The 294-nt window shown below is 70.7% G+C and carries 1 pseudogene; it reads left to right on the plus strand.

The features are described 5' to 3' along the window. Positions 1-54 precede the first annotated feature (54 nt). A pseudogene (locus tag ACZYSP_RS35470) lies at positions 55-294 on the plus strand (amidohydrolase); the annotation flags it as partial.

A 294-nucleotide genomic window follows, 5' to 3' on the forward strand; every position in this document is an offset into this window, starting at 1 on the left:
GCAGCCGACGGCGGTGAACACCGCCGAAGCCCAGTATTCCGGCAGGCGCGACGCATGAATCCGTCCGCAGACCCCAGCCGCCGGCGCCTCCTCGGAGCGCGCGGCGCCACCCTCGCAGCTCCCGGCCTTGCCGTCGCCTCTTTCTCCGACAACATGACCACCAACACCGAAACCCCAGACCTGATCCTGCACAACGGCCTTTTCACCACGCTGGACCGCGCCAACCCCGTGGCCGACGCCGTGGCCATCAGGGACGGCCGCTTCACCCGCGTCGGCCGCGCCGAGGACGTGCTG

It is taken from the genome of Variovorax sp. F042 (genome assembly GCF_057814215.1).